Origin of the sequence: Synechocystis sp. PCC 6714 (assembly GCF_000478825.2) — a bacterium.
Lineage (GTDB): Bacteria > Cyanobacteriota > Cyanobacteriia > Cyanobacteriales > Microcystaceae > Synechocystis.
The window spans coordinates 726,337-752,272 of record NZ_CP007542.1; the positions used below are offsets into that span (position 1 = coordinate 726,337).

Here is a 25,936-nt window from a genome sequence, read left to right on the forward strand (position 1 = left end):
GCGGGGCCAGGGGTTAGGGGAGGGACTGGAGGGCGACGGTGAGCTGTTGCCAGTGTTGTTGGGTGATTTCCAGGTGTTGGTTGTGGCTGGCAAGTTGTTGGTTACTGTGTTTAATGCTGGTGGTGAGCTCCCGGGCTTGGGATTGGATGGTGACAATCAGGGCTTCGATGGCGGCGGTGGCTTCAGCGGATTGGGCTGCCAGGCTGCGTACTTCGTCGGCAATGACGGAAAAGCCCCGGCCTTCTTCTCCGGCCCGGGCCGCCTCAATGGATGCTTTGAGGGCGAGGAGGTGGGTTTGGGCGGCAAATTGGCGGATGGAGTTGATGGAGTTGGCGATTTCTTGGGTGGAACTGTCTAGTTTTTGGAGTTGTTCGCCGGTGGCGGCCATGGTTTCCCGCACTTGGCCCATGGTTTGGAGGCTCTGCTGTTGCCCCTGGGTAATTTTTTCTTGCAGAAGGGCGTTGGTTTCGCCTTGGGGCTCGGTTTTGCTTTGGCTGGCAATGGTGGGCATAGGGCTTTTGGAGGTATTAGTTATCGGGGTTCGGTGTCTAGTTATGGGGGTCCCCATTGATGGTGCGGGGGGATTTATTTGACTTTGAACTGTTTCACCGTCTCCTGGAGGGATTGGGCTACGGCTAGCAATTCTTTAAAAGTGGCGGATACATTACTGGCTTCGGTGGAGTTTTTGTCAGCGATCTCCGCTACTTGGGCCATGGTTTGGGTAACGGATTGACTGGTTTGGGACTGTTCGATGGCGGCGGCGGTGATGGCTTCGACTAGTTCACTGATCTGAGCGCTGACGGCGGTGATTTGGTTCAAACTGCGGCGGGTTTCTTCCACTAGACGGGTGCCGGCCACCACCTGTTCTGTGCCCGCTTCCATGGCGTTGACCACTTCGTTAGTTTCCGCTTGGATGCTGGCCACTAGTTGGGAAATTTCCGCTGTGGCTTCGGCCGACTGGCGGGCGAGGGAGCGGACTTCGTCGGCTACTACGGCAAAGCCTCGACCTTCTTCTCCGGCATGGGCCGCTTCAATGGCGGCGTTTAGGGCTAGGAGGTTGGTTTGGTCGGCAAAGCTACCAATGAGGTTCACCACTTTGGAAATCTTTTGGGATGATTCCCCCAACCTTTTTACTTGTTTAGCGGTGGCGGCTACGGTTTCCCGAATAGCCAAAATACCGTCCACTGTGCGGTTCATGGCCTCTTCCCCCTGATCCACCGTTTGGGTAGCCCGTTGCACTGCAGATTCGGCTTGGGCGGCGTTTTCCGCCACCTCCTGGATGGATTGGTTCATCGCTTGGAGTCTTTCCAGGGCTCCGGCCACTTCTTCTGCCTGCTTGGTAGCCTGCTGGGCCATTTGCCGCACTGCCAACTCATTGGTGTCAGTGGTGTCGGAGAATTGGGTAGCGGCAATTTGTACCTGGGTAACGATGCGCCGCAGGTTTTCAATGGTGGCATTGTAGGAGTCGGCGATCGTGCCAATTTCGTCTTCAGTGACGTGGGCACGGATGGTCAAGTCACCCCGGCTGACGGGGTCTACTTCCATTAACAGTTCTAAGGCTCGCTTTTGCATTTTTTCGCGGATTTGCCGTTGCTCCACTTCTGCTATTTTTTGTTGGGCGAGGAGGTCAGAGCGCTCCAATGCTAGCCCCACCTGTACGGTGAGCTGGCCAAACAGGTCAATTTCGTTTTGGTGCCAGTCCCTGGGACCGGAGCATTGGTGGGCAATCAACAATCCCAATAAATTGCCTTTGTAGTTGATGGGGGCGACCAAGTTAGCTTTAACTTCAAAGGGTTTGAGCTGGCCGATGTGGCAGGGGGTAAGCCCGGCGTTGTAGATATCCCTGGTGGCTTGGATGCGGCCAGATTTGTATTTTTCCACATATCTGTCGGCAAAGCAGGGGTCCGCGATGGTTGCCCCCAGGGCTTTGGGGTAATCTTCCGCCACCGATTCGACAATGACTGTGCCCGCCCACCTTTCATCGAACCGATAGACGATTACACGGTCAGCTTTGAGGGCAAGGCGGATCTCCTGGGCCGCCACATCGAAGACCTGTTCACTGTTGATGGCGGCAGAGATTTTTAGGGTTAATTCTTTAAGAATTTGGGCTTGGTGGGCACTTTCATTGCGTTCTTGAATCAAGTTAGCCCGGTCCAGGGTGGTTTGCAGCTCCTCAGTCAATTGTTGTAGAAACTGTTTTTCCCTGGTTTCCCATTGGTGGGTCCTTTGGCAATGATGGGCCATGAGCAGACCCAGGGGGTAGCTATCTCGATAGAGGGGCACACTCAAGCTGGCTTTGACTTGGTGTTGTTGCAACCATTGCTGTTGACCTGGACCCAGGTTGGCGCTGGCGACATCGTTGAGGGCCACTATTTGACGAGGGAGTTCGGAGTCTATCCAAGGGTGGGCCTTGCTTTTGTCGATTAAACCCTGTACGCCAAAGTCCAGGGCTTGTACCACCATGGCATCCCGTTGGTAGCGAGGGTGATAGTAAAACACTAGGCGCTCGCAACCAAATAGCGCCCTGGCTTGGTCGAGGTTTTTTTGGATGACCCCTTGGATTTCATTGGTGTCGGAAAGGTTAGCCCGGGAAAGTTCTGTCAGTAATTCTGCTTGCTTGAGGGATAAATGCTGTTGCTGTCGCAGTTGCTGAATTTGGGCACTGAGGGCTTGGATGGTCTGATCGGCGATCGCCAGTTCGTCCCCAGTTATGGCAGGAGGTTGGTCTAGATTTTCTTGAGCATCTTTGGCCCTTAAGGCTAGGGCTGTCTGAGCTTTGGTATTTTCCCCCACTATCCAATAGGCCACCAGGGCTGCCCCCACCGCGGTGATCAGCAAACCAATCAGAATTTGGTCGCGGATTTGTTTGGTAGCGGATTCTTTGACCTGTTCTTCCGTTGGTGACACTGGCAAGTTGTCCACACTGCTAAGATTGAGCCCCCCAATCACCCCGGCGGGAATTAAGCCAATCAACAAAGCCAACAGCACCGCCTTATTACGGAGGGAAAGCCCCCCACTTTGGGCAGATATTTTGGTTGGGGAAGGTACTGAAACCGATAAAGGAGCAGAGTCTAGGTTTCGGGGATTGGTAATCGCCGTCAGGGGGGCCATGGGGGGTAACTCCACTTTGGGTAGGGATACTGGGGGGGTTAGTTCCGCCACCGATTGGGTCAGGGCCACCAGGGCATCGGTGTCAATGGTTTGACTAGGGTTAGTGGCGATGTCTTCCGCGGTGTCAGTCACTTCCATAGTTTCCTCGAGAGCCTGGGCCATCAAATCCGCCCCATCTATGCCCGGCTCTTCTGCCAAACTTTCCAGAGCCACCGGAGCCTGGACAAAATCGTCAACACCATTATTTTTTTCGCTAGACCATGGATCTAATGCACTAAATAAGGCATCTGCTTCTTCTCCTTGTTCCCCATTGGTCGCGAGGGAATCGGCGAAATTGCCATCTCCTGACACATCATTGTCAGTTTCTGGATCCTCTGCCAGTCCAGCAAAAAGAGTATCTTCACTCGGTTGGTTTCCTGGGTTGGCCACGGATTCGGCGGAGTCAGGGCGGCGATCGGACGAAGGAGTTTGAGTCATGGTGGAGATTTACTGGTCAGGCAGAATGGGGGTAAGGGAGAAGGGGCGCTATTCCTGCCAAAGTCCTAAAACTCTAGCCGAGGATTTTGCTGTTAAGGGCCATGGGGAAGGAAAATGGACGGAAAAAAACCATAGAGGTTAATGTTGGCCCACTATCGGTGATAGTCGACCAAAATTCCAGTCAAAGTTTAGAGAATTTAGACAGTGGTTAGCAAACGGACAAATCAATTAGTTTAATAAACTCAATAAAAATCAATAAAAGTTAATTCAGATTTGGCCTAGCTGTGGGCCGCAAGACGCTCTGTCACCGCCTGGCCATCCAGTACCACATGCATTGCCCCATCCTGGCTAACCCAAAAGCCCCGGACATAGGGAGCCAGTTCAGCATTAACACTGGCGGGGGGAGGGGATTGGATCCGATCGGTTTCGCACCAGGTAATATCCCCCACACTGGTAACCACTAGCCCCACCATTTGATTACGCTGATTCGGCGATCGCCGTCTTTGGCCCGGGTCGGAGTCAAAAGGCACGGCCCCATTCAAAATGATAACTCGATAGTTAGTGCGGGAGCCTAATTGGCGATTCCAGGGAGTCAGCCCCAAAAATGCGCCAAAATCAATCACCCAGAGCACCTCTCCACGCCAATTGTGTACCCCCATGGTCCAGGGAGGCATGTGGGGAATTGGGGTAATCTGCCCCAGGGGCACCGTGAGGATCTCCGTCAACTGGAACAGGGGCAAAATAAGATTGGTGTCCGGTTCCAGCGTAAATTGCAAAAACTGTTGGCGGGGGTTCTGGATGGTCCCCGGCATGGCATTGGAAGAAAAAGCGTCGGCGGACAAAACAATCACTCCTGGAGTTTGGAATTGGGGGCACCGGCAGTTTAAAAGCTTGGCCGCCCTCTATATTGGGGATTGCAAGCGGGCAACCCATGGAGGTCGAGAGGGGTAAATAATTGCCCAGAGTCGGCATTAAAATGCCGGCAAAGAATTCTAGACAAACTGTTTGATCACCGTGTTGAACTCTTCCTGGTCAATGGGCTTGGTGATGTAGGCGTCCGCCCCTTGGCGTTTGCCCCAAAATTTATCCATATCGGTGGCTTTGGTAGAACAAAGAATGACCGGAATGGTTTTAGTTTGGTCTTTGTCCTTCAGTTCCCGACAGATCTCGAAACCACTACGCCCCGGTAGAACAATGTCTAAAATGATCACGTCCGGCGTTACTTGGGCTAGTTTTTCCAAGGCTTCTTCCCCGCTGGTGGCAGTGGTGACATTGATGCCCAGTTTTTGACAAAAGTCACTGATGATTGAACGTTCTGTGGAGGAATCGTCAATAACAAGTGCGCTGCCCATAATGTTGCCTCAGTTCTTGATTAGTCGAAAATAAAGTGAACAGTAAACAGTTATAAATCCTAAACCAAATGGCAAAAGCCCTGGCCGGGAATATATTCAGGAAGACCCATGCCCTAGGCTGAAGCTATTCCACTGGCACCGATGCCTGGTCATGGAGATGTTTTTTAATCGTTTGTAAAACCATATCCGGGTTAACGGGCTTACTCAAGAAATCGGTGGAGCCGACCATTTTGGCCCGTACCCGATCAACAATGCCGTCATTACCAGTGAGGATAACGATGGGAGTGTTTTTAAAAATAGATAATTTACGCAACTGGCCGCAAATCTCGTAACCGTTGGCATTGGGCATAACCAGATCCAAGAAGATTAAATCCGGTTTCCGGGCCAACAAAATGGCGATCGCCCTCAGGGGATCATTGACCCCCACAAATTGGTAGTTAGCCGTGGTGAGAATTTTCTCCATGGTCTGACAAATCAGGGGACTGTCATCTACGCAGGCAATTAGGGGGCCACTGGGCACATCTGGCTGGGCCACCACCCCCTTCACCGGTGGAGCAATGGGAGGAGGTAAATCGGGGATCTTAATCAGCTCCACCAAGCCCAACTGGAGATAGGGTAACAGGGAAGTGGTAACGCTCAGCACGTCTCGTTTCATCCGCACCGACAAATCCCGCAGGGACTGATTACCGTCTAGTAACTGTTTCAGGGTTTGGAACACCTGGGGCGTCGTTCTTTGCCGTAACTGTTCCGCTTGACGAATAACTGGGGCGGCGTTGGGGGAACGATCGGCAATCTTTGCCCCTTGCCACTTACTCCACAATTGCTGAGACTCTGCGATCATCTGGTCGGCATCAATGAGCACTAGCCTGGTGGAAAGCAAATTATCCTGGCGCAGATCACAGGCCACCTCCATGGATTGGGTAATATCGAACAACACCTCCACCACCGTAGCTCGAATTAACCGAGCAGCCTGCTCCCTGGTCACTTTCTGTTGTTCCACCCAATGACAGAGCAGCTGATACTCCCAACAAATTTGTAAATCCTGGGGATCGATGCTAGCCAAATCAGTTTGGACAGATGCCAAATTGGCGGCAATTTGGGGCAGATAGGAGGCAATTTGCCTGCGCCAGCGACGCACGGTGTGGGCTCCCCCGGTGGCATACATAATCCGGCCCATGTAGAGGTAAAAAGACCACTGTTCCCCCGTGGCACTGGAAAGAATTACTTGTCCGCTAAAGCGGGGTTGCTTCAACCCATCGAAGAAGCTTGCCTGTCGGGAAGCCGTAAATTCCTGAATTGGAACCGAGTGGGAGGAGGGGTTGGAAGCTGTCATTTATCAAAAGGGGTGCAGGTCAACAGCGGGACAGAAGGATGCCATTTCTATAAGCTTGCCTTCAAAGGGGTGCCGATCGCCAAGGTACGCAAGAAAACTTCATCGACCTTGGTGAAGTCGACTCTGGCAGAAGCTTTTGTATTGTCCATTATCCCACAGTCTTAGGGGAGATCGCCAGCATTGCTCCCTGCCACCAAGGCTGTAAATGGGGTACAAACAAGAGACAATTACCAAGACAAACTTCTGATAACCACACCACATATGTCTCCAACTTCTCCCCGTCTGCATTATCAAGTGGCGATGGCGGTCCCCCAGACCCATTATTTTGAGATCACTCTAAAAATTCAAGGCTGGCAAAGAGAGTTGTTGGATCTTAAATTTCCTGTTTGGACACCGGGATCCTATTTGGTGCGGGAATATGAACGGCATTTGGAAGCTTTTCAAGTTGTTAATGCCACTAATCAACAGCAGTTGTCCTATCAAAAGTTAGGCAAAGCCCACTGGCAAATTGAGACCAAAAACGTAGAGAATATCACCGTTTCCTACCGGATTTATGCTGATGAATTGACGGTCAGAACTAACCATTTAGACCATAGCCATGGTTTTTTCACTGGGGCGGCTTTATTTTTTTATCTGCCGAGTTTTGAAAATATTCCCCTCACGTTAACGGTGATTCCCCCTAAACAAAATTGGGCGATCGCCACGGCTTTACCCTGTAAGGAAACGGATTTAAACACCGGAGCAAAAACTTTCTTCGCTAAGGATTTTGATACATTGGTGGACAGTCCCGTGGAAGTGGGTTTACATAGGGACTACGCTTTTACCGCCGGGGGGAAGGGGCATCATTTTATCGTTTGGGGTGAAAGTAATCTAAACGGGGAGCAATTGGTCAAAGATACGGAGAAAATTATCGCCGTCGAAGCAGAACTATTCGGGAATTTACCCTACGACCATTACTGGTTCATTCTCCACACTGCCAACCAGGGCTATGGAGGCTTAGAACATAAAGATTCCTGTGTATTGAATTACGACCGCTTTGGCTTTCGAGATCCGGAAAAATATCAGCGTTTTTTACAATTAGTAGCCCACGAATTTTTCCATCTTTGGAACATTAAGCGCATTCGTCCCATCGCTCTGGAAAAGTTTGACTATGACCAGGAAAATTACACTCCTTCCCTCTGGTTTTCTGAAGGTACCACCAGTTACTACGACTTACTAATTCCCCTGCGGGCCGGTCTTTATGATCGCCAGACGTATTTAAAAAATTTAGGCAAGGAAATCACCCGCTATCTCACCACCCCAGGGCGTTTGGTACAACCTTTGGCGGAATCCAGTTTTGATGCTTGGATTAAGCTCTACCGGAGGGATGCCAACAGCGACAATAGTCAAATGTCCTATTACCTCAAGGGGGAATTGGTGACATTAATGCTGGATTTACTGATTCGGGAACGGCATCAAAATCAGCGTTCCTTTGATGATGTTTTGCGAGTAATGTGGCAGAAATTTGGGCGGGAAGAAATTGGTTTTAGTCCCGAACAATTGGAACAAATAATTAGTGATGTGGCAGAAACGGATTTAACAGATTTTTTCCATACTTATCTCCACACTACGGCGGAGCTACCGTTAAATGAATATCTCCAACCCTTTGGCTTAAAAATTAATCCCGTCAAGGAAGATCTGTCTCCCTATTTGGGTATCAAAGTTAAATCGGAAGCGGGACAGGAAAAAATTACTTTTGTGGCCGCCTATTCCCCCGCCGCTCTGGCTGGCATTAGTGCCCAGGATCTGTTGCTGGCGATCAATGGGGTGCGGGTCACCGCCGAACAGCTTCCCCTGCGGCTGAAAGACTACCAAGCCAATGATATGATTCAGTTAACGGTGTTTCATCAAGACCTATTGCGGACAGTGGATGTTGTGTTGACATCTTCCCAAGCAAGCCGTTACGAAGTGGTGCCCATTGCCGACCCCTCGGACAGCCAACTTCAAAATCTGGCGGGCTGGCTAGGTAATTCCTAATGCCCTGGAAAAATAGGTAGTACACTATTCCCCTTGGGATGACCGGGGTTAAGTCCAGGGAATACAAGTCTTTTTTCTGATTTTCTGATGCACAAGTTTTTGCCGATCGCCTACTTTGAAGAGAAGTTTGTCCCCTTTGAGGATGCCAAAATCTCCGTTGCCACCCATGCTCTCCACTATGGCACAGCGGCCTTTGGGGGTTTACGGGGTATTCCCGACCCGGCGGACCCTAGCACCATTCTGCTGTTTCGTTTGGACCGCCACGGCGATCGCCTCAGTAAAAGTGCCAAATTTTTACACTACGACATCAGTGCCGAGAAAATTAAAGGAGTTATTGTTGATTTCGTTAAAAAGAATCAGCCCGATAAATCCTTTTACATCCGCCCATTGGTCTATAGTTCCGGTTTAGGCATTGCCCCGCGGTTACATAATCTGGAAAAAGATTTCCTCGTTTACGGCTTAGAAATGGGGGATTATCTGGCCGCCGATGGGGTTAGTTGCCGCATCAGTTCTTGGTATCGCCAGGAGGACCGTAGTTTTCCGTTGCGGGGCAAAATCAGTGCCGCCTACATCACCTCCGCTCTGGCCAAAACCGAAGCAGTGGAATCAGGTTTTGACGAAGCTATTTTGATGAATTCCCAGGGGAAAGTTTGCGAAGCCACAGGCATGAATGTTTTCATGGTACGGAATGGGCAAATTGTCACCCCTGGTAACGAACAGGATATTCTCGAAGGCATCACCAGGGACAGTATTCTCACCATTGCTGCGGATTTAGGCATTCCCACCTGTCAGCGCCCCATTGACAAGTCCGAATTAATGATTGCCGATGAAGTCTTTTTAAGTGGTACGGCGGCTAAAATCACCCCCGTTAAACAGATTGAAAACTTTGCCCTCGGTGGCGATCGCCCGGTTACGGAAAAATTACGGGAGGTGTTAACAGCGGTGACAGAAAACCGGGAGCCAAAATATCAAGATTGGGTATTTAAAATTTCCCTTAACTAACTGCAAGTTGACCTCCCCCATCCCATCCCTGAGACTAACCCATGTTGGATCAAAGCCAAGTTCAAAAGATTGCCCATCTAGCCCGTTTAGAAATCACCCCAGAGGAAGAAATTCAATTCGCTTCCCAACTTAGTAGTATTTTGGATTATTTTGAACAATTGAATGAACTGCCTACGGAAGGGGTAGAACCCACCACCAGGGTAATCGAAGTTAGCAATGTGCTCAGAGGCGATCGCCAAGTCAGTTGGGGCGGAGACGAGGCAGAAATGGCCCGCCAAGCTTTACTTGATAATGCCCCGGAACCGGAGGGGGACTTTTTCCGAGTGCCCCAAATTATGAGCAGTGATAACTAACCCTATCCCCGCAAACCTGACAGGCATGGGATGAAACCCTTGGCTCGTCGGTATTAAACTAGATTGGTTTACCCCAACCGGCGTCAGACTTTCTCTGTCAACATTGACGTACAAAAAGCATTTCGATAGCTAATCCAACTGATAGTGAGACATCATCATAGGTTGAAACTCTCCCCTCCCAAAAGTTGCAGAACCTATCCTTGTCTCAGTCCTGTTCTAGCCATCAGCCCCAACGGAAAAAAGCCAGAGCTCCCCTGCCGGAATTGCCAACTGACAATGGGACCAAATTGAACTAAACAAAACTACCGAACTCCCCGGGTAGGATTCGAACCTACGACCAATCGGTTAACAGCCGACCGCTCTACCACTGAGCTACCGAGGATTGACTCAACGATTCAACATCATAGCAACTAAGAGATCTTTTACACAAGTCTTTTCCTAAAAAAATGTCAAAGTGCCGGAGCTAAGCTTCTTCAGTCCAGTTTGTCCCACTGGCCCTATGGCAGGGAAGCAATGTTGACCGTTATGCTGAAACAGGCTCCCGTTGTCCATCCCATGGGGGAACAGACCGATTTACCTTTCCTCACCCGTCAATTTTTTATGCTGACCCACCACCGTCGTCCGGTTTGCCTATCGCTCATTTCCACTGATTTGCCCATTCTTTCCACGTTGGAAACTGCCGCCACTCTTTACCAAAAAGATCTGCACCGTTTTCACCTGCTCCTCCACCAGGAAAAGGACGAATGCTCCGGTGCTAGTCAGGGCATTTCCCCACCGACCCAACTGCTATGGTTAGAACTCTCTCCCCAGCGCATTGTCTTGACCCGTCAGGGTGATAGTCAATTTTCCTATCGTCATTTTTGGGAACAGGGAGTTTACGGTATTAGCCGCTATTGGCTTAATGAACAAGAAAGGCATCTGAGCGATTCTTTTCGGTTACAAAATTACACTAGGGACATTACCCTGCGGGGGGCACCGCTACCGGAATTTTTGCGGGTGGAATATGAACTCTGGGCCGCCAAACAATGTTTGGGCCACTACGTATTGCATTTGGAAATTTATCATTAACCTTCTATCTTCAATTTGGCGATCGCCGTAGTCATATTTTTGATCCGCCATTGATTCAACTAAGTATTCGGAGTTTATGCACCAAGCCCAGGCCGAAAGGTTACTATTTACCCCTGCTTCCCCCCAAACCGATGCGGTGCCATTAATTTTTGCCTTTCCGAATATCTACAGTGTGGGCATTACCAGTTTGGGCTACCAAGTGATTTGGTCAACCCTGGCCCAACGGCCCGATGTGCAGGTTAGTCGCCTTTTTACCGATGCCCAAGAAGCTTTACCCCGATCGCCGGAGTTGGTGGGTTTTTCCTTTTCCTGGGAGCTGGACTACAGCAACATTTTAACCCTGTTGGAACAGTTGCAAATTCCCTTACTGGCTAGGGAGCGGGCTTCTGGAGATCCTTTGATATTTGGGGGCGGCCCGGTGCTGACGGCTAACCCCGAACCGTTTGCGGATTTTTTTGACCTAATTTTGTTGGGGGACGGGGAAAATTTACTGCCGCAATTCATTGATGGTTACCAGGCGGTGCGTCCCTGTTCCAGGGCAGAAAAATTGGAAAAACTAGCCCAAATTCCCGGTATTTACGTGCCTAGTTTATACGAGGTGCTTTACGAATCGGCTGAGAGCAAAATTAGCCAAATTAAGCCCCAGAATAGTATTATTCCGGCCCAGGTGGCCAAGCAAACCTATCGAGGTAATGTTCTATCCGCTTCAACGGTGGTGACCGAAAAAGCCGCTTGGGAAAATATTTTTATGGTGGAAGTGGTACGCAGTTGCCCAGAAATGTGTCGTTTTTGCCTAGCTAGTTACCTGACATTACCCTTTCGACCAGCGGATACGGAAAAGTCTCTATTACCAGCCATTGAGCGGGGTTTAAAAGTAACCGATCGCCTGGGATTACTGGGGGCATCGGTGACCCAACATCCGGAATTTAACCAATTGTTAGATTACCTAGGAAAACCCGAATTTGATCACGTCCGGCTCAGCATTGCCTCGGTGCGAACTAATACTGTGGATGAAAAATTGGCCCAGACTTTAACTAGAAGGGGCACCAAATCCCTCACCATTGCCGTTGAAAGTGGTTCCGAAAAACTGCGGCAGATTATCAATAAAAAGTTAAGCAACGAAGAAATTTTCACCGCCGCCCAACGGGCCCAGGCAGGGGGATTACAGGGGCTAAAATTCTATGGCATGGTGGGAATTCCTGGAGAAACCATGGAGGATGTGGAAACCACGGTTACGTTACTAAAACAGGTGAAAAAAGTCGCTCCGGGGCTACGTATCACCTTCGGCTGTAGTACTTTCGTCCCCAAGGCCCACACCCCGTTTCAATGGTATGGGGTCAACCCGGAAGCCAAGCAACGTCTGCAATTTTTGCAGAAAAATCTGCGTCCCTTAGGCATTGATTTTCGGCCCGAAAGTTATAACTGGTCGGTGATGCAAGCCCTAATTTCCCGTGGCGATCGCCGTTTATCCAAATTACTGTTACTAACCCGCCACTATGGAGATACGTTGGGAAGTTTTAAGCGGGCTTTCAAGGAATTAAAGGGACAATTACCCAGCTTGGCGGATACGGTACATGCAGATTGGTCGATTACGGATCAACTGCCTTGGCACCATTTACTGGGGCCTTTACCCCAAACCACTTTGGTAAAACATTTACAAACTGCCCAGGAATTTTTTTAAATTTCCCTCAGCCAAGCTTGGCTCTGGCCAACTTACCCTGAGCAATTTCCCCTAAAGTATCAAAAAATTCTGGATAGGAAATAGCGGCCGCTTCGGCTCGGTTAATAATTGTTTGGCCCCCACTCCCCAAGGCGGCGATCGCCAATGCCATGGCAATGCGATGATCCGTCAAACTGTCCACTTCTGCTCCCTGTAGCGGGCTTCCCCCCTGAATTTCTAGCCCGTCCGCAAATTCGGTGATTTTAACCCCCATTTTGCCCAATTCCGAAGCAATGGCCGCCAGGCGATCGCTTTCTTTGACCCTCAGTTCTGCTGCATCTTCAATGCGGGTAATGCCCTCTGCAAAGGCCGCCGCCACCGCCAAAATCGGAATTTCATCGATCAGTCGGGGGATAATTTCGCCGCCAAAAGTGCAACCCCGCAGGGCGCTGGATTTTACCAGCAAATCCGCCACTGGTTCCCCCGTTGCCAACCTTTGATTTTCCAAGCTAATATCTGCCCCCATCTGGGTCAAAACTTCCAATATCCCTGTGCGGGTGGGATTAATGCCGACATTTTCCACCAACAATTCTGACCCAGGTAAGATGGATGCCGCCACCAACCAAAAGGCCGCTGAGCTAATGTCCCCCGGCACTACCACCCTTTGCCCCGTTAAATGGGCCGGGCCATGGACAGCAACGCTGTGGGTTTCTGGGTCAATGGTCAACTTGGCCCCAAAGGCCTGCAACATTCGTTCACTGTGGTCCCGGGATAGGGCTGGTTCTGTGACCATGGTGTCTCCTTCCGTGGTTAACCCCGCCAGTAGAAGACAAGATTTTACCTGGGCCGATGCAATGGGGGAATGGTAATGGATCGGTTTTAGTTGACTTCCCTGCACTGCCAACGGCGCAAACTTACCGTTACTCCGGGCCCAAATTTTTGCCCCCATTTGTTGCAAGGGTTGAATTACCCGGGACATGGGACGATGACGGAGCGAATCATCGCCGGTAACGGTGAATAAACAATTCTTTTGCCCTGCCAGCAAGCCCAACATTAAGCGCATGGTAGTGCCGGAGTTGCCCGCATCTAAAACAGTGCTGGGTTCCTGTAACTGCCCCAACCCCCTACCTTGAACAATGATTTTTTCCGAATTCAGGGCACTAATTTCTGCTCCCATAGCCCGAAAACAATGGGCAGTACTGCGGGGATCTTCCCCCAACAACAATCCTTCAATCACCGTTTCCCCCGTGGCGATCGCCCCCAACATCAAGGCCCGATGGGAAATGGATTTATCCCCCGGCACCCGCAGACGGCCCGTGAGAGCTATTCCCTGGGCTGGGGGATTAACGGTTAACTGTTGGTGGGATTGATAATTGTTTAGGGACAGCAAAGCCATGGGGAAAAAAGTTATGGGCAGGGAAGATCAAGCTAAATTGTATTTGTATTTCCGGCCGCCGCCAAATTTTTCCCAGGCTGTGAGGGAGACAAAAACCCCGCTACCATGGTGGGTACAGGGCCAAAAATTTGTTAACTTTAACAGGCGATCGCCCACTAAACTATTGCTAAACCAGAGGCCAAACCCATGAAATGCCATCCTTCCCCCTGGAAATCAATTCTTTTCGCTGGCACCGTCTTTGCCCTGGCTGTTCCCACTGGGGTGCAGTCCCAATCCTATGCTCCCATGGAACCATTCCCGCAGGATTTACCGGCCACGGGGAACATTAATGATCTAAATGGTTTACAAGAACGGCAGGTGCAAGATTGGTTCACCCCTTCCAACATTAGCACCGAGTCCCAAACCCTGCTGGAAATTAACACCACCAATGCCCCTGGTCTGAGCATCAATGACCGCAGTAGTCAGATTAAAGAAGAAAATGATTGGCAGAGAACCTCTTCCGGAGAACCCAAACAAACGGGTTCTGGTTTTCCCTTAGGCACTTTTTAGTATATTGATGCTGGCAAGATTGGCATTGACTGTTGGCTGTTCAGTATTAATTCGGATGGCTAAGTTTTTAGGGGCACTCACTTCGGGGACGCCGGTGACTGCCGATGGGGGAGGGACCTCCGTTGAGGGCGCAAGTCTTGTACTGTCTAAATCCCCGTTGGGTCGCAAGCCCATGCTGTGGCAATGGTCAGTGTTAGATAGTTTACATTTGTTATTTTAGTAAGCACTTTTTCTGTGGAAATTACTTTTCTTGGCACTAGCTCTGGCGTTCCCACCCGTAACCGCAATGTTTCCAGCATTGCCCTCCGTTTACCCCAAAGGGCAGAAGTATGGTTATTTGACTGCGGGGAAGGTACCCAACACCAGTTCTTGCGTAGTGAGGTCAAAATTTCCCAGTTAACCCGAATTTTTATTACCCATCTCCACGGCGATCATATTTTTGGATTGATGGGTTTATTGGCTAGCTCCGGTTTAGCGGGCACTGGCCAGGGCATCGAACTCTATGGACCAGAAGGTTTAGCCGATTATTTAGAAGCTTGTTGCCGTTTTTCTAGCACCCACTTAGGTAAACGCCTTAAAGTCCATACCATCAAAGAAAATGGGCTAATTTACGAAGATAAGGAGTTTCAAGTCCACTGTGGTTTGTTGAAGCATCGCATTCCTGCCTATGGTTACCGGGTGGAAGAGAAGCAACGGCCAGGGCGTTTCAATGTGGAGCAAGCGGAGGCTTTGGGCATTCCCTTCGGCCCTATTTACGGCCAGTTAAAACAGGGAAAAACCGTCACCCTGGAAGATGGTCGTAAAATTCGAGGTCAGGAACTTTGTGAACCGCCGGAACCGGGTCGGAAATTTGTTTACTGCACTGATACGGTCTTCTGTGAAGGGGCGATCGCCTTGGCCCAAGGGGCAGACTTGTTGGTGCACGAAGCTACCTTTGCTCATCAGGATGCCCAACTAGCTTTTGACCGGCTCCATTCCACTTCCACCATGGCAGCCCAAGTGGCTTTGTTGGCAAATGTCAAACAGTTAGTCATGACCCATTTCAGCCCCCGCTATGCCCCCGGCAATCCCCTACAGTTGGAAAATTTGTTGGCGGAGGCCCAGGCTATTTTTCCCAACACCCGTTTGGCTAGGGATTTTTTAACGGTGGAAATTCCCCGCCGAAAAAGTGACCAAGTTCCAGCGCTATCAACATCTCAAACGTCGGCCCCGTAACTAACCTTGGCTCGATAAAGTAAAGCTTCGTTATGACGGTAACCGATGTAACGCACTAACACCATCGTCCCCAATTCCGGCGGTGGTTCCGGGCCAATGAATTCATGGCATTGGGGATCGTAGGGCACCATTTCCCCCACAGTGGCGATCGCCTCCACTTGCCATTGTTGGAGCAGGGCGGCAATGGGTTTAGTGAGGGGCAAAAGTTTCTGGGCGGGCCATTGGGCATTTTGTTGGGCAGCGACGGCGGCGGTGGGCCATTGCAGTAACCACGGCTCAAGGATTTCCAGGGCTTGCTGTTGCCATTGATTTGCCAATTGTTGGGGTTGATCAGCTAATTGTTGTTGCAGTCTGTCATATTCCCTTTGCAAAGCCTGAATAGTCTGGTGTGGTTGCGGATTTTGCCCATCCACCGATGGATTTTGGGTCGTTCCCGGCGGTGTTTCTGTTCCGCCCAATTGTCCCCATAATCCTTCCAGAGATAACCCCAAGGCGATCGCCAATTTGACCATAATGCCGATGGGAATTTGAGCGATCAGACCCCGCTCTAAACGATACAGATACCAGGTTGAAATACCTGCGGACTCCGCTAATTTGGGGAGAGAATGATAGCCAGCTTGATGGCAAAGATTTTGTAAATTTTTTCGATAAGGAGTATTAGTCATAAAAAATTATCTAGTCGTTATAATTAGGTTTTAGATTTAGTTAATTTATTGTTTAATTTTGCCAATAAATTTTTTAATTTTAGCCAAGCGATTCTTCTACGGGTTAAGGGCTGAATAGTTCGATTAAAAGTAGGATGATAATCAAAAAATTCGTTAATATTTAATAGAATTATCCTGAGCCGTTCCAAAATATTTTCCCGACGATACTCCGCTAATAGATTCAGGTCTACCCGGCGCCAAGGTCTGGAACCATCAACTACTCCGAGGATCCTTTGGCAGTCATAATCTAGGGCATAACCTGCTATTTTTTCGCAGTTAAATCCAGGGTCGAGATAATCAGACAGTCCCCCATTGACGCTGGAAAAAACGTGGCAACCACAGGCCATCGCTTCCATTGGTTGTAGGCCAAAACCTTCGCTTACCCCCTGTTGAGCCCAGTATTCCGCTGAATCGTAGAGATAAACCTTAGCCCGATTGAATATTCCAGTTAAATCTTCCACATAGCTATCAATTACCTTTACCTTACATTGACTCTGTAAAGCGGGAATTAATTGCTTTAGTAAATAATGGGAAGATTTGCGGGCCTGGACCAATACATCAATGTCCCTGGCCAATCCCAAATCACTAAAATCTTCAGAGATATGATTGGGCAAATAATACAGCAAAGAATGCGGCGATCGTTGTCCCCAATAGCCCATAGTATTACGACTGATACAAACAATGGGCAAAGCAGTGGGCAAGTTAAAACCGTAGCCAGTGCTGTGGGCGTGGTAAATTACCTGATATTTCTGCAATTTTTTTGCCAATTTGGGAATATCAAAGCCCCAACTAATAACAAAAATTACCTGGCCTAGATTTCCTTGGGCTAGGATATCATCTAAAAACAGAGTGTTTGGTTCCCTCTGTTTATAGGTAACAATGGTGGCGGGACAAATTTCTTGTACCAGCTTGATGATTTTTAATTCTGCCCAAAGACCACCACAGGCAAACTTTCCTCCTAATCCTGGTAATAAAAAATAAAGTTTACGCATTAAGTTTTTACTAAAATTTAAATAGTTAACGATTAGCTAACAGAAGGCAAAACCAGCATAGATCGAGACCTTTTTGCTCAATATTCTTAGCTTTAAGCAAAGACTACGGTGCGGTTATCATAAACTAGAATTCGGTGTTGTAAATGTAATCGCACTGCCCTGGCCAGCACCATCCGTTCTAAATCTCGACCTTTGCGGATCAAATCTTCCACATTGTCCCGATGGCTAACCCGCACCACGTCCTGTTCAATGATCGGGCCTTCATCCAGTTGGGCTGTGGCATAGTGAGCAGTAGCCCCAATAATTTTTACGCCCCTTTCATGGGCACGATGGTAGGGATTAGCTCCAGGAAAAGCGGGCAAAAAAGAATGATGAATGTTAATAATATTAGGGAATTTCTCAACAAAATCAGTGGTTAAAATCTGCAGATATTTAGCCAAAACCACTAGGTCAATTTGATATTGCTTCAATAGGTCTAATTCCGCCGCTTCTTGAGCCAGCTTGTTTTCTTTGGTAATGGGCAAACAATGGAAATCAATGGCAAATTGGTCAGCAATGGGTTTTAGAGCGGGATGATTGCTAATAATGACTGGAATTTCGCAACGCAACTCCCCCGATCGCCAGCGCCAGAGAATGTCCAGTAGACAATGGTCTTGCTTGGAGACCCAAAGGGCTAAACGGGGTAACTGGTCAGAAAAATGAATTTGCCAAGTGGCTTTGAGTTGCTGGGCCAATTGTGACCAGGCTGCTAATAACTCCGGGCGGGATAACCGAAAATTGTCCAACTGCCACTCCACCCGATTCAAAAATAACCCACTGGAAAAATCCGTATGCTGGTCAGCATGGATAATATTGCCCTGATTTTGATAAATAAATTGGGCAATCTTGGCTACAATCCCCGGTTGGTCAGGACAGGAAACAAGGAGCGTTGCGGTGAGGTTTGGCATTAGAAACGACGGAATACAATCCTAAAACAAAGATGTGTTCAACAATCAGCCCACTTTGTCATTTTGCCACTTACTGCCCCCAGGGGATTTTTCTGACTATGATGGGGAAAATTGAAAAATTTGCCCTAGCTCAAAATACCTCAGTTTTCCTTAGTTGTTCTTCCTGATACTCCGCTAAATTACCCCATGGCTAAAATTCTTCCCATCGATCGCCGTCAGTTAATCCAATACGGCGGAGCTTTCCTCGGCACTAGCTTGATGGCCACCATACTAGGCAATCAAATGGCTGGTAACCCGGCGGCTCAGGCCCAGTCTACTAACCAAACGCCCCAGCAACTATTAACGCAATTGATGGAGGGCAATGGGCGTTTTACCGCACAAAAAAGGGTTAAGGCCAACCAAGACCTCTATCGTCTTGCGCAAGTGGCCCAAGGACAAAATCCCTTTGCCGCTATCCTCAGTTGTGCCGATTCCCGAGTACCACCGGAAATTATTTTTGATCAGGGTTTGGGGGATTTGTTCATCTGTCGCATTGCCGGCAACATAGCCACTCCCCAGGAAGTGGGAAGTTTGGAATTTGGCACCCTGGTTTTGGGGGCAAAGGTGTTGATGGTGTTGGGACACCAAGGCTGCGGGGCCGTTAAAGCGGCTATGGATGGGGGAGAATTACCGGGACAAATTGCCAGTGTGATCGAAAAAATTGATATTGGTTCCGTTACCGATGACAGCAGTAATGCCGCCAGCGTGGCCATGGCCACCAAAGCCAATGTTGAACATCAAATGGCCGTACTTGGGCAGTCCCCGGTACTGGGCCAGTTAATAGCTGAAGAAAAATTAGTATTAGTGGGAGCTTATTATAACCTTGACTCCGGCGCTGTGACCCTGTTGTAGTTCAGTCGATTAAAAAGTCTTCGCCGGAATCGCTTTGGTTGGCTTCCCATTCCACATTGGGCATGGACTCAAAAGCCTGCCGCACATAGGATTCCCAGAGGCTACGCATTTTGGCTAAATAGGGGTCTCCCAGGCGTAGTTCCAGGGTATGGCGGATGGAAAAATGATTAGCCTCCACCATGGTCAGATTAATGGGGGGCCCCACGGAAATGTTCGACTTCATCGTGGAGTCAATGGACAGCAAAGCGCATTTGGCCATAGCTTCCAGGGGGGTATCGTAGGTGATGGTGCGATCCAATAAAGGCTTACCGTACTTAGTTTCACCAATTTGTAAAAAGGGTGTTTCCTTGGTGGCTTGGATAAAATTTCCCTGGGGATAAATTAAATACAAAGCCTGTTCTGGTTCCCCTTTAATTTGTCCCCCCACTAAAAAATTACACTGGAAATCAATGCCATCTTTTTCTAGCCAAGGACGATCTTTTGCTTGGATTTCCCGCACCTTTACCCCCACATAGGTGGCGATTTCATGCATGGTGGCAATGTTGTGGAGATGTTCCCCTTCGTCCCGCTGAATATCCCGGTCAATCTGATGGAGCACCGCTTGGGTGATGGCTAAATTGCCAGAAGTACAAAGGATTAAAACCCGATCGCCAGGGAGAGAATAGTCAAATAATTTGCGGTAGGCGGAGGTGTAATCTACCCCTGCATTGGTACGGGAATCTGCCCCCATGACCAGGCCAAAACGATTAATCAAACCTAAACAGTAGGTCATAGCCAAAGTGTGATGATTGCGATTTCAGGATGAAGTGAGACAATTTTCCAGCCAAGCGACAATTTCTGCCGCGGTGGTTTGGGATTCCCGTAGTTGAAAATAGGGCAATGCCACAGTTTTCGGTGCCGGCTCAATGCCTAAAATGGCGATCGGGCCGTGGAAAGTAGCCAAACTCTGCCAAAGCTGTTGTAAATCCGGGGTAGGGGGACTCGATTGCTCAAACAATAGCAAAAGAGTATCGTGTTTTTTCCGTTGTAGTTGATGCCAGTAGAACCGCAACTTAGATAAATTATCGGGGATAGTCCCATCAAATTCGGGGCAATTTTGGTCCAGCATTTGGTCATAGATATCCACACTGGGATTATCTACACTCAAAAACTGACTAGTATCAATCCAAATTACCCGACAGCGATTTGGAAGAGCATTTTCCTTCTCTAGGGCTTGGGCTAAAGAGTAATGGAAAAAAGACCTTTGCTTAGAACTTTTACCGGGAATAGTGGTGCCGGATGTTGCCAGGGGAGTTTGATGCCAGGCTTGGTAAAAATCAGCATAGGTCATTTGTTGGGCACAGTGCCAAAAAATCTGCCAGTGCTCCGCGGAATTTTCTCCCTGGGGCTGGACACACAGTTGCCGCAACTGATAAACCACCATCGGCAACAATTTGCGGGGCACAATCTGAACCAATGCCTTGGCCACATCTTGGCGCACCCTAGGTTGAGGATTTTTCAGCAATAACCCCACCAGAGTTTGAGCTACTTCCCGATTGTTTTGGCCAATTTTTGCCAGGGCTTTTACCACCGCCCGGAGGATTTCCCCCTCGGTATTAGTGGCGGCGACTCGGATTAGCGCGGCCAGCACAGCAGGGTTATTTTTCCCCACTAGACCTAAATTTTCAGCGGCGGCGAGGCGAATATTTTCGTTATCACTGTTTTGTAGAAGATTAATTAACACCATTAGGGCAGAAAGATTGCCGGGATCAATGGTGGCTAAACTGGTGGCTGCCTGTTGTTGGCTGTAGGGGTCCTCTTTTTGGCGGAGGAGGCGGAGCAGGGTGTTGATGGCGGTGGGATTACCCGGGTCAAGGCGGCCCAAAATTTCCGCCCAAATTTGTAGATGTTCACCAGCTTCGGTATTTTCCAACAGGTACACCAGTGAAGGTAAAACATCAATGTTATGGGCATCAATTTTCAGTAGAGCCTGGATAGTTTCATTAAGCAACCAGTCCCCCTCTTCACTGCGGGATTCGGCCACGACCTTTTCCACCAAGGTTGTGAGGGCGGCAATCGCCGTGGGGTCGCCCTGGGCTATTTTGGCTAGACTACTGACAATTAACCAACGGACAAAAACATCCTCTTCTGCCAGTAACAAATCTGCCAAACTGGCCACCACCATCGCGGATGGAGCCCCCACCTCCCCTAGACTGTAGATAGCCTGTTTTCGCAGGGGCAGAGGTTGATCCAGTTGGATATATTGTTGCAGAATCACTAGGGCTGTGGGATTGCCGGGGTCAATTTTTTCCAGACTTTCCGCCATCTGGCAAACAAAGGCTCCGGGGGGAGAAAGCCGGAGTTTTTGAAGCAAACTGGCAATAACCAGGCCATGATTTTTACCCACAGTTTCCAGGCATTGCAACACCTGACGATGGTGCAGGATGGAAAGTTTAGGGGAAAGAAAATCCAACAGTGCCTTAAGTACCATTGGGTTACCCACACCGCAGTGGGCTAACGTCTGCAGAGTCAAGCTGTAATCCTTTTGGTTGGGATGCAATTCCACCAGTAGGGTTGATAGGGCCTGGGGGTTAGGAGGGTCAATTAAAGCCAACGACCCGGCAATGGCAAAGCGTAGGCTAGATTGTCCATGTAGCGCCAATTGTTGTGATAAGAGCTCGATCGCCTGGGGATAACCCTGGCCCCACTGGCCTAACCACTGGCAACATTGGCCATAAACCCGGTCATCCTCGGTGCTTTCAAGGGTTTTGAGTAATGCTTCGATTACAGGGGGGCGATGGGTGGCCGCCAACAGTTCCATAGCCCATTTTTGCTGGTCGCTATTACTCCCCGCCGTGGCTAAACTCCGGTCTATTAGCCGAGCGACGATCTCATCTGCTTGGGGGAGTTCAGGACATTCCCGTAGAGCTAGAGCGGCCACTTCCAATGCCCGTAGGCCATAAAAATTCTCCGGGCTGCAGCGGTCGTCAAAGTCTAACAGGGCTTGAACGAAGGCTTCCTTATCCCTGGGGGCAATATCTTCCCTCCCCCACCAAAAGGTCAACACCCCCTGCCATTCCCGGGCAAAAATACGGTAGTGATGGCTATAAACGTCCAGGAAAAAGCGCCAATCGGCGATCGCCAGGGCCCCAAAGTAATCCTGAAAAGTATCATCGACAAAGCCATAACCCCCTTCCCAAACTCCTTTGCGGACAACGCCCTTGGGCATTAACCATCCCAACTGCAACGCTAGCCTCAATATGGGGGAGTCTTTGCCAAAAATCCGTTCCACCTCCGCCTGGGGTAGTGGCCGATGGTCGTCCTGATTAAGGATTAATATCTGCTGCGCTAATTTGCCCAATAGTCTGGCTAATTCCTCCTGCTGGGTTGCTTTCGTGGGTACCCATTCGCTTTGCCAACGGTAAAAAGCTTGGCTTAATTCACGGTACAAAGCCCCGCTACTGAGGGGGAAATCCCTGGGTTGCTCCCGCCAAAAACGACAACATAGCATCAACCGCCGGGGCCGGGCCAAATAACGACGTAGATGACTCACCGCGGGATCGGCCAGTGCTGCCACTAGCCCTACAGCTAAAGCATTAGGTTTGCCCTGGGTTTCTTTTTGGGTCGGGCGATCGCCGGTGAAATAATCTTCAATGGCTGTTTCCACGTCGTCAGGATACAACAATTCCCCCATGCGGTAGCAGGTAAAACCAGCTAAGCCCCGGGGATCATTGCGCTTGGTATCTGGGTGACAACTCAACAACACCGGAACGGTGGCTAGTTCCGCCAAGCTATCCTTGAGCCAAGTTAGTGGGCCCTGGGCCGGAGATATTTGGCCTGGATCAGCAAGGGTCTGGTCAATCCCGTCTAACACTAGCCAGAATTGTCCTGCCTGCAGGCCCATATGCAAGCTATCTCTCCAGATTTCCGGGCTAATTTGGTCATTGAGGGCCATGGCTTCTTTCAACCAAGGGCCAAAAAGATAATCCTTAAGGCTTTTCTGTTTAAACCGGGACGGACTAAGCCAGATGGGCAAAAAATCCCCCTGTCCCCCTTGGTAACTTTGCCACAATCCCAGGGCAAAATGTTGTAGAAAAACTGTTTTTCCAGCCCCCCCTTCCCCCAGGATAGCCGAGTAACTGTTCCTTTCCCCTCCCTGGGCGATCGGAGCCAATAAACTGTCTAGAAATTCTCGAGGGCTGTAGCTAACGGGTCTGTTATCCCCAGCAACCCCATTGGCAGTAACCCGGAGGGAACGGGGAATGCGCCCCGGCTGTTTAACGGCAAATTCTGGTTGGGTTTGCACCGAAGTGCAGGGCAGGGCTCGGTGGAGCAATTGTTGGCAGACGGTGGCCCAGTCGGGGGTGGGAATGGTGCTGGACACGGCCGGGGAATTTCCTTGGCTAGGGGGGTTGTTTGCTATCCCCGAAAGGCTAGAGGAGTGGACCATGGTATTTGCCAACAAGGTGGGAAGGAGGCAGGAAGGGGGACGATCACCGGGGATCTTGAGGATCTTAAAGACAAAGTAAATTCCCTCTGGCATTCACTCTATCAAATCTACCCACCTCCTAACCGGCCAATGCTCCCTAGAGGGCACCAATGGAAGCTTGGAAACCTGGTCGTTGTACCAAACGCTGGACATAGTCCGCCACTGCCGGATAAGCGTCAAAATTTAGTTTGAGCATGATGGGGACATAGGCCAAAATTGATCCCACCGCCACATCCACCACGGAAAAATTTTCCCCGAGAATAAATGGGGATCGCCCGAGAATTTCTTCTAAAGATTTTAATAGGCGAGGCATTTCCTTTTCCCTAACCGCTTCAATGAAAAGACCATTGGCCAAGGTGGAATTGGCGAACAAGATCCACTGGTTAACCCGGGCCCTCACCTGAACGTCGGCGGGAATGGCGCTGGCCTTTTCCGCTAGATAGAGCAGAATTGCCCCCGATTCCCACAGGTAAAAGTCTCCATCGGCGATCGCCGGCACTTTACCAAAGGGATTAATAGCCAAATAGGCGGCTTGGCGGTGCTCCCCTTCCTTGAGGTTAACGTTGACAAATTCGTAGGGTAGGGCAAGTTCTTCCAAATACCACTGGATAATAGAAGCCCGACTTTGGGGCGCACCATAAAGTTTAATCATTGTTTTTCCTCCGAATTGCTCCTGTTTAATCCTAGATGTTGTACCGGGGGGGAGAATGAGTTCCCACCAGAGTTTGGCGAAAAAGTTGATCGCCCTAGGGAAGGCTAAAAACCACCATATCCTGTCCCACCACCGGCGATCGGGCAATGAGATTTCCTCCTAGATCGTAGATCCATAACCGTTGAAAAGAAAGCTTTTGGGCCCTCTGCCACAGGGCGTCCAGGAGGGTTTGCTGCTGTTTAGGGGACAATTCCTGCCACGGATCCCCCACCGTCAAAGTCAAACGGCTGGCTGAAAAGTTAGGCTCAATGCGTTGCATCAGTTGGGCAGGGTAAAGGCCTTCCAAATCCACCAATTCTCGCTTAATTACCGCTAACAAACTCTGTTCTGGGGTCAAGGGAGCTAGGGGCAGGGGGGAAATGGCCACTGGAGCGGGGGGAGATGGGGCCTCTAATACTGTGGGCAGCCCAGTTTCTTCGGCTAAATTGGTTGTCTTTTCCGGAGCTACATTGACGGTATTCGGCGCGGAATCGGCCAGGGGCACTGGGGGTTGCTCTTTAGTCGGTAAAAGCGTTGCCACTTTGCCCCATTGAGTTGCCAATTGATCCCAAAGCGGAGGCAGATTGAGGGGCGGAATACCAATCCAGAGGATAATACCTACCAGAATTCCCAACATAGCAGTGGCAATGGTAGCTAGAATGCCGAATCTCCCTTTTTTAGGGAGTTTAATTTTATTAACCTGGGGGGAAGCGGTAACATTTGCTGCCACAGATTCAGCAAAAAAGTCGTCCCATTGTTCCGTTTGAAGATCACCAGAGGTGGAGCCTTGTTGCAAAGGAGGAGGGGCAGAAGTGGAGACACTATTGACCAACACCGCCAAACGACTGGCCGTAGCTTGGAGACGATCAACCGATGCCCGGGGCAGTTGAAGACTCTGTTGGGGATTAGCCTGTAATTTCTGGATTACTTGTTCGAGTTGGCCCAGGGTAGCTTCCAGTTGGGATGTGAGGGAGGGATCTGATGGAGGGAGTCGATCAGCCATGGAGGTGTTTGCAAATACTGGGCAAAGAACTCAGGGCAACCCTGGTGGAGCAATTAGCGATTCTTACTGATTGATACTGGGAATGGCGTAGTCGGCTTTAAAACTTGGACTCCAGGGATTTGAGATATTCGGTGTTAACGCCGGACTCCCGCACCAAAGCAATTTTGCCCGTCCGGGCCACCTCTTTGATGCCAAATTTGGCCAACATTTGGAGGATTGCCACCATTTTACCCGGATCCCCCACCACTTCGATGGTCACTGTGTCTTCGGAAATGTCCACAATGCGGGCCCGGAATACTTGGGCCAGTTCAATCACCTCTGCTCGGTTGGGGGCACTGGCGCTAACTTTAACCAACATCAGCTCCCGTTCTACACAGGGGGTTTCGGTGATGTCCTGTACTTTGATTACGTTCACCAGCTTGTAGAGTTGCTTGGTCAACTGTTCAATGGTGTTTTCGTCCCCTGGTACTACCATGGTAATGCGGGAAACGTCCCCTTGTTCTGCTGATCCCACCGCCAAGCTCTCAATGTTAAAACCACGGCGGGCAAACAGGCCGGCAATGCGGGTAAGAACTCCGGCTTCATCTTCAACTAAAACAGAGAGGGTGTGTTTCATGGGGGCAAAGAAGGCGATCGCCGGTGGAAATTTTGACTGGACACCACCAGCTTAAATTGAGCCAGAAGGGTATGAATTAATGAAGTTTATCG

23 protein-coding genes and 1 tRNA gene are annotated in these 25,936 nt (G+C 49.7%); 8 read left to right on the forward strand and 16 right to left on the reverse strand.

Annotated elements, in window-relative coordinates; all coding sequences use genetic code 11:
- Positions 1–13 precede the first annotated feature (13 nt).
- From D082_RS03270 to D082_RS03290, 5 genes are all read right to left on the reverse strand, one after another.
- Positions 14–511, reverse strand: a complete 498-nt coding sequence (locus tag D082_RS03270) for a methyl-accepting chemotaxis protein (protein WP_028946379.1) — start codon at positions 509–511, stop codon at positions 14–16.
- Between the two features lie 74 nt (positions 512–585).
- Positions 586–3,588, reverse strand: coding sequence for a methyl-accepting chemotaxis protein (locus D082_RS03275; RefSeq protein ID WP_028946380.1), 3,003 nt, complete (start codon positions 3,586–3,588; stop codon positions 586–588).
- 278 nt (positions 3,589–3,866) lie between these two features.
- Positions 3,867–4,430 (reverse strand): chemotaxis protein CheW, encoded by a 564-nt coding sequence (locus D082_RS03280; protein ID WP_238546809.1) that lies wholly within the window; start codon positions 4,428–4,430, stop codon positions 3,867–3,869.
- Positions 4,431–4,580: 150 nt separating this feature from the next.
- On the reverse strand, positions 4,581–4,940 hold the full coding sequence (locus D082_RS03285) for a response regulator (protein WP_028946382.1): 360 nt from the start codon (positions 4,938–4,940) through the stop codon (positions 4,581–4,583).
- A gap of 124 nt (positions 4,941–5,064) precedes the next feature.
- Positions 5,065–6,273 carry a response regulator gene (locus tag D082_RS03290; RefSeq protein ID WP_028946383.1) on the reverse strand — a complete coding sequence of 403 codons (1,209 nt, stop codon included), beginning with the start codon at positions 6,271–6,273 and terminating at the stop codon, positions 5,065–5,067.
- Positions 6,274–6,534: 261 nt separating this feature from the next.
- Here D082_RS03290 and D082_RS03295 point away from each other — a divergent pair, with 261 nt between their 5' ends.
- From D082_RS03295 to gatC, 3 genes are all read left to right on the forward strand, one after another.
- Positions 6,535–8,289: a M61 family metallopeptidase gene (locus tag D082_RS03295; protein ID WP_028946384.1), complete on the forward strand. Its 1,755-nt coding sequence runs from the start codon at positions 6,535–6,537 to the stop codon at positions 8,287–8,289.
- Positions 8,290–8,376: 87 nt separating this feature from the next.
- A complete protein-coding gene (locus D082_RS03300) occupies positions 8,377–9,291 on the forward strand; it encodes a branched-chain amino acid transaminase (RefSeq protein WP_028946385.1) in 915 nt (304 codons plus the stop codon).
- Between the two features lie 41 nt (positions 9,292–9,332).
- Positions 9,333–9,644, forward strand: a complete 312-nt coding sequence (gene gatC / locus D082_RS03305) for an Asp-tRNA(Asn)/Glu-tRNA(Gln) amidotransferase subunit GatC (protein ID WP_028946386.1) — start codon at positions 9,333–9,335, stop codon at positions 9,642–9,644.
- A 310-nt stretch (positions 9,645–9,954) separates the two neighbouring features.
- On the opposite strand, the gene D082_RS03310 is transcribed toward gatC, so the two are convergent.
- A tRNA-Asn gene (locus D082_RS03310) sits at positions 9,955–10,026 on the reverse strand.
- 131 nt (positions 10,027–10,157) lie between these two features.
- Here D082_RS03310 and D082_RS03315 point away from each other — a divergent pair.
- Both D082_RS03315 and D082_RS03320 read left to right on the forward strand, forming a co-directional pair.
- Positions 10,158–10,712 carry a hypothetical protein gene (locus tag D082_RS03315; RefSeq protein ID WP_238546810.1) on the forward strand — a complete coding sequence of 185 codons (555 nt, stop codon included), beginning with the start codon at positions 10,158–10,160 and terminating at the stop codon, positions 10,710–10,712.
- 76 nt (positions 10,713–10,788) lie between these two features.
- Entirely contained in the window at positions 10,789–12,393 is a 1,605-nt protein-coding gene (locus D082_RS03320; protein WP_028946388.1) for a radical SAM protein, read from the forward strand.
- Positions 12,394–12,400: 7 nt separating this feature from the next.
- Here the strand turns inward: D082_RS03320 and aroA are convergent, their stop codons facing one another.
- Both aroA and D082_RS18495 read right to left on the reverse strand, forming a co-directional pair.
- A complete protein-coding gene (aroA, locus tag D082_RS03325; RefSeq protein ID WP_028946389.1) occupies positions 12,401–13,768 on the reverse strand; it encodes a 3-phosphoshikimate 1-carboxyvinyltransferase in 1,368 nt (455 codons plus the stop codon).
- A 27-nt stretch (positions 13,769–13,795) separates the two neighbouring features.
- Entirely contained in the window at positions 13,796–13,966 is a 171-nt protein-coding gene (locus D082_RS18495) for a hypothetical protein (RefSeq protein ID WP_158506488.1), read from the reverse strand.
- Here D082_RS18495 and D082_RS03330 point away from each other — a divergent pair.
- On the forward strand, positions 13,955–14,317 hold the full coding sequence (locus D082_RS03330; RefSeq protein ID WP_028946390.1) for a hypothetical protein: 363 nt from the start codon (positions 13,955–13,957) through the stop codon (positions 14,315–14,317). The genes D082_RS18495 and D082_RS03330 overlap by 12 nt on opposite strands.
- Positions 14,318–14,551: 234 nt before the next feature.
- Positions 14,552–15,532 (forward strand): ribonuclease Z, encoded by a 981-nt coding sequence (locus tag D082_RS03335; protein ID WP_028946391.1) that lies wholly within the window; start codon positions 14,552–14,554, stop codon positions 15,530–15,532.
- Here the strand turns inward: D082_RS03335 and D082_RS03340 are convergent.
- From D082_RS03340 to purU, 3 genes are all read right to left on the reverse strand, one after another.
- Positions 15,514–16,197: a helix-turn-helix transcriptional regulator gene (locus D082_RS03340; protein WP_028946392.1), complete on the reverse strand. Its 684-nt coding sequence runs from the start codon at positions 16,195–16,197 to the stop codon at positions 15,514–15,516. The two genes, D082_RS03335 and D082_RS03340, sit on opposite strands and share 19 nt — an antisense overlap.
- Positions 16,198–16,220: 23 nt before the next feature.
- Positions 16,221–17,228: a glycosyltransferase gene (locus D082_RS03345; protein WP_028946393.1), complete on the reverse strand. Its 1,008-nt coding sequence runs from the start codon at positions 17,226–17,228 to the stop codon at positions 16,221–16,223.
- A gap of 92 nt (positions 17,229–17,320) precedes the next feature.
- Positions 17,321–18,175 carry a formyltetrahydrofolate deformylase gene (purU, locus tag D082_RS03350; RefSeq protein WP_028946394.1) on the reverse strand — a complete coding sequence of 285 codons (855 nt, stop codon included), beginning with the start codon at positions 18,173–18,175 and terminating at the stop codon, positions 17,321–17,323.
- 186 nt (positions 18,176–18,361) lie between these two features.
- Here purU and D082_RS03355 point away from each other — a divergent pair, with 186 nt between their 5' ends.
- On the forward strand, positions 18,362–19,066 hold the full coding sequence (locus D082_RS03355) for a carbonic anhydrase (protein WP_028946395.1): 705 nt from the start codon (positions 18,362–18,364) through the stop codon (positions 19,064–19,066).
- Position 19,067: 1 nt separating this feature from the next.
- Here the strand turns inward: D082_RS03355 and D082_RS03360 are convergent, their stop codons facing one another.
- The 5 genes from D082_RS03360 to ilvN all read right to left on the reverse strand — a co-directional run bounded on the left by D082_RS03360 (position 19,068) and on the right by ilvN (position 25,844).
- Complete coding sequence (locus D082_RS03360; protein WP_028946396.1) at positions 19,068–19,838, reverse strand: peptidase; 771 nt, start codon at positions 19,836–19,838, stop codon at positions 19,068–19,070.
- Between the two features lie 24 nt (positions 19,839–19,862).
- Positions 19,863–23,495: a HEAT repeat domain-containing protein gene (locus D082_RS03365; protein WP_238546811.1), complete on the reverse strand. Its 3,633-nt coding sequence runs from the start codon at positions 23,493–23,495 to the stop codon at positions 19,863–19,865.
- A 136-nt stretch (positions 23,496–23,631) separates the two neighbouring features.
- The gene (locus D082_RS03370; RefSeq protein ID WP_028946398.1) at positions 23,632–24,186 is read right to left on the reverse strand and encodes a glutathione S-transferase family protein; all 555 of its coding nucleotides are present in this window, start codon (positions 24,184–24,186) and stop codon (positions 23,632–23,634) included.
- 94 nt (positions 24,187–24,280) lie between these two features.
- Complete coding sequence (locus D082_RS03375) at positions 24,281–25,228, reverse strand: hypothetical protein (RefSeq protein ID WP_028946399.1); 948 nt, start codon at positions 25,226–25,228, stop codon at positions 24,281–24,283.
- A gap of 97 nt (positions 25,229–25,325) precedes the next feature.
- Positions 25,326–25,844: an acetolactate synthase small subunit gene (ilvN, locus tag D082_RS03380; RefSeq protein ID WP_028946400.1), complete on the reverse strand. Its 519-nt coding sequence runs from the start codon at positions 25,842–25,844 to the stop codon at positions 25,326–25,328.
- Between the last annotated feature and the right edge of the window lie 92 nt (positions 25,845–25,936).

Bases quoted from the DNA above. Each gene is read 5' to 3' on its own strand.
- D082_RS03270 (WP_028946379.1), bottom strand. From the start codon at position 511: ATGCCCACCATTGCCAGCCAAAGCAAAACCGAGCCCCAAGGCGAAACC.
- D082_RS03275 (WP_028946380.1), bottom strand. From the start codon at position 3,588: ATGACTCAAACTCCTTCGTCCGATCGCCGCCCTGACTCCGCCGAATCC.
- D082_RS03285 (WP_028946382.1), bottom strand. From the start codon at position 4,940: ATGGGCAGCGCACTTGTTATTGACGATTCCTCCACAGAACGTTCAATC.
- D082_RS03290 (WP_028946383.1), bottom strand. From the start codon at position 6,273: ATGACAGCTTCCAACCCCTCCTCCCACTCGGTTCCAATTCAGGAATTT.
- D082_RS03295 (WP_028946384.1), top strand. From the start codon at position 6,535: ATGTCTCCAACTTCTCCCCGTCTGCATTATCAAGTGGCGATGGCGGTC.
- D082_RS03300 (WP_028946385.1), top strand. From the start codon at position 8,377: ATGCACAAGTTTTTGCCGATCGCCTACTTTGAAGAGAAGTTTGTCCCC.
- gatC (WP_028946386.1), top strand. From the start codon at position 9,333: ATGTTGGATCAAAGCCAAGTTCAAAAGATTGCCCATCTAGCCCGTTTA.
- D082_RS03315 (WP_238546810.1), top strand. From the start codon at position 10,158: ATGTTGACCGTTATGCTGAAACAGGCTCCCGTTGTCCATCCCATGGGG.
- D082_RS03320 (WP_028946388.1), top strand. From the start codon at position 10,789: ATGCACCAAGCCCAGGCCGAAAGGTTACTATTTACCCCTGCTTCCCCC.
- aroA (WP_028946389.1), bottom strand. From the start codon at position 13,768: ATGGCTTTGCTGTCCCTAAACAATTATCAATCCCACCAACAGTTAACC.
- D082_RS03330 (WP_028946390.1), top strand. From the start codon at position 13,955: ATGAAATGCCATCCTTCCCCCTGGAAATCAATTCTTTTCGCTGGCACC.
- D082_RS18495 (WP_158506488.1), bottom strand. From the start codon at position 13,966: ATGGCATTTCATGGGTTTGGCCTCTGGTTTAGCAATAGTTTAGTGGGC.
- D082_RS03340 (WP_028946392.1), bottom strand. From the start codon at position 16,197: ATGACTAATACTCCTTATCGAAAAAATTTACAAAATCTTTGCCATCAA.
- D082_RS03345 (WP_028946393.1), bottom strand. From the start codon at position 17,228: ATGCGTAAACTTTATTTTTTATTACCAGGATTAGGAGGAAAGTTTGCC.
- purU (WP_028946394.1), bottom strand. From the start codon at position 18,175: ATGCCAAACCTCACCGCAACGCTCCTTGTTTCCTGTCCTGACCAACCG.
- D082_RS03355 (WP_028946395.1), top strand. From the start codon at position 18,362: ATGGCTAAAATTCTTCCCATCGATCGCCGTCAGTTAATCCAATACGGC.
- D082_RS03360 (WP_028946396.1), bottom strand. From the start codon at position 19,838: ATGACCTACTGTTTAGGTTTGATTAATCGTTTTGGCCTGGTCATGGGG.
- D082_RS03365 (WP_238546811.1), bottom strand. From the start codon at position 23,495: ATGGTCCACTCCTCTAGCCTTTCGGGGATAGCAAACAACCCCCCTAGC.
- D082_RS03370 (WP_028946398.1), bottom strand. From the start codon at position 24,186: ATGATTAAACTTTATGGTGCGCCCCAAAGTCGGGCTTCTATTATCCAG.
- D082_RS03375 (WP_028946399.1), bottom strand. From the start codon at position 25,228: ATGGCTGATCGACTCCCTCCATCAGATCCCTCCCTCACATCCCAACTG.
- ilvN (WP_028946400.1), bottom strand. From the start codon at position 25,844: ATGAAACACACCCTCTCTGTTTTAGTTGAAGATGAAGCCGGAGTTCTT.